At 69.6% G+C, this 2730-nt stretch carries 2 protein-coding genes and 1 pseudogene; all 3 read left to right on the forward strand.

The genetic code is table 11. The annotated features are described in order from the left end of the window. A pseudogene (locus JWP83_RS01515) lies at nucleotides 1-1113 on the forward strand (hypothetical protein); the annotation flags it as partial. 13 nt (nucleotides 1114-1126) lie between these two features. After that, nucleotides 1127-1780 carry a DUF4129 domain-containing protein gene (locus tag JWP83_RS01520; RefSeq protein WP_297725080.1) on the forward strand — a complete coding sequence of 218 codons (654 nt, stop codon included), beginning with the start codon at nucleotides 1127-1129 and terminating at the stop codon, nucleotides 1778-1780. Next, nucleotides 1762-2730, forward strand: a 969-nt coding sequence (locus JWP83_RS01525) for a DUF4350 domain-containing protein (protein WP_297725082.1), incomplete at its 3' end; no start/stop codon positions are given. The genes JWP83_RS01520 and JWP83_RS01525, both read left to right, overlap by 19 nt.

Consider the following 2730-nt stretch of genomic DNA (forward strand, 5'->3'; position numbering starts at 1 on the left):
TACGGCCCCCCACCGGGGTAAGGCTCCCCACCGCCGGGCTACGGCCCCCCACCGGGGTACGGCCCCCCACCGCCGGGCTACGGCCCCGCAGCGGGCTACGGCCCCCCACCGGGGTACGGTCCGCCACTATTGATTCCCGGGGCGCTCAAACCCGGGATCATCCCGCTGCGGCCCCTGACCCTCAGCGACATCTTCAATGGCGCGGTCGGTTACATCCGGGCCAACCCCAGGGCGACGCTGGGACTGACCGCGATGGTGGTCGTGGTCATTCAGATCATCTCGCTGCTCGCGACGGTCGGCCCCCTGGCCGCCTACGGCAGGATCACGGTCGCACGCTCGAACGAGCTGAGCGGCGGGATCGTGGGCGCGTGGATGGGGTCGATGGCCGCGAGCATGCTGGTCACCTGGCTCGGCGGCATGCTGCTGTCCGGCATGCTTACCGTCATCGTCGGGAGGGCGGTGTTCGGCTCGCCGATCACCATCGGCGAAACCTGGGTCAAGATTCGCGGGCGGCTGCTCCCCTTGCTCGGGCTGGCGCTGCTGGAAGCCGCCGCGGTGGCGGTTCTTCTCGGCTTGCTGGCGGTCATCATCGCGCTGTTGGCGGCGGCGGGCGGTCCAGGTCCGGCGATTCTCTTGGGCTTCCCGCTGGTGCTCGCGGTGCTCGCGTTGATGGTCTACCTCTACACCATGGTGTTGTTCGCGCCCGTCCTGATCGTGCTGGAGCGGCTGCCCGTCTTCGATGCGATCACCCGATCGTTCAAGCTGGTGCACAACGGCTTCTGGCGGGTGTTGGGGATCCGGACACTGACGTTCGTGGTCACGTCCTTCATAGGCAACGCCGTCGCGGCACCGTTCAGCATCGTGGGCCAAATATTGCTGGTCGGGGGCACCCCGTCGACCGGAGGGCTGCTGCTGGGCACCGCGATCGCATCCATCGGGACGGCGATCGGCCAAATCATCACCGCGCCGTTCAACGCCGGAGTCATCGTGCTGCTCTACACCGATCGCCGAATGCGCGCCGAGGCGTTCGACCTGGTGCTACAGACCGGCGCCGCCGGCGGCCCCTACGCGGTCGCGTCCACCGATGACCTCTGGCTGACCCGGCCGGGTTAAGGACCAGCTGACAGTGCCTTCCATCGACATCGACCGCGATGCCGCCCATCAGGTCGCGCAGATAGAGCTGGACAAACCGATCTATTCCAAGGGTTCCGCGGCCCAACAATTCGCCGAGTGGGTCAACGAAATCTTGTACCGGCTGCTGGATAAGACCGCCTCGATACCGGGCGGATGGTTCACCACCAGTGTGCTCCTCATTCTGCTGGCGATCGCGGTGGTGGTCGCGGTCCATATCGCGCGACGCACCATGCGCACCAACCGCGGCGGCGACTACCAGTTGTTCGAGGCCGGCCTGCTCACCGCGGCGCAGCACCGCGCGACCGCCGAAGGCTATGCCGCGCAAGGGGATTGGTCGGCGGCGATCCGGCACCGGCTGCGCGCGGTCGCGCGGCAGCTCGAGGAGACCGGCGTGCTGGAACCGGCTCCCGGCCGAACCGCCAACGAGCTGGCCTCCGACACCGGCGCGGCGCTACCGCAGCTGGGAAGCGAATTATCCGAGGCCGCAACGGCATTCAACGACGTGACGTACGGCGAGCGGCCGGGAACCGAGGCCGCCTACCGGACGATAGTCGCCCTCGACGACCATCTGCGGTCACGCTCGTCCGCCACGGCGCCGTCGGCGGGCCGGCCCGAGGCCACCGACTCATGGGCGCAGGTCCGGTGACGGCGACGCGTCCGGCGACCGGGACCGCGGTACGGCGATGGCGCACGGGTAGCTGGGTGGTACTCACCGTCGTCGTGCTCGCCGTCATCGCCGGCATCGGCGCCTACCTGACCGCACCGCGGCCCGGCGCCCGGATGGATCCGAAATCGACCGAGCCCGACGGGGCGCACGCGCTGGTGACCCTGCTGCGCGACGGCGGCGTCGAGGTGGTGGTGGCCGACAACATCTCCGACGTCGAACGGGCGGCGCGGCCGGGCACGCAGATCCTGGTGGCGCAGAGCCAGTACCTCACCGACACCGCGCTGCTGGACCGGCTGGCGAACGTCCCCGGCGATCTGCTCCTGGTGGAACCGACGGCGCGAACCCGCGAGGCGCTGATGCCGGGGGTACGCACGTCGGCCGGCAGCGCGGCCTTCGACAGCAGCCCGAATTGCTCGCTGCGAGAGGCTAATCGCGCCGGGACAGTGCGGTTCGGGCCCAGCGCCACCTATCGGGCCAAAGACGGCCGGACCATGACGAGCTGTTACGACGGGACACTCATCCGGTATCGGGACGGCGGGCGGACCGTCACGGCGGTCGGCAGTACCGACTTCATGACCAACGGGAGCCTGTTGCAGGCGGGTAACGCCGCGCTGGCGATGAACCTCACGGGCGCCCGGCCCCGGCTCATCTGGTACGCGCCCCACCGTATCGAGGGTGAAACGTCCTCCCCGTCATCGATTTCCGACTTGATCCCGGAAAACGTGACCTGGATCGTGTGGCAGCTGTGCCTGGTCGTGCTCCTGGTCGCGCTGTGGAAGGGCCGCCGGCCGGGCCCACTGGTGGCCGAGGAGTTGCCGGTCGTGGTGCGCGCGTCGGAGACCGTCGAGGGCCGCGGCCGGCTCTACCGGTCGCGACGGGCCCGCGATCGCGCCGCCGCGGCGTTGCGCACCGCCACCGTGCAGCGGCTG

The organism is Mycobacterium sp. (assembly GCF_025965855.1).
Lineage (GTDB): Bacteria > Actinomycetota > Actinomycetes > Mycobacteriales > Mycobacteriaceae > Mycobacterium.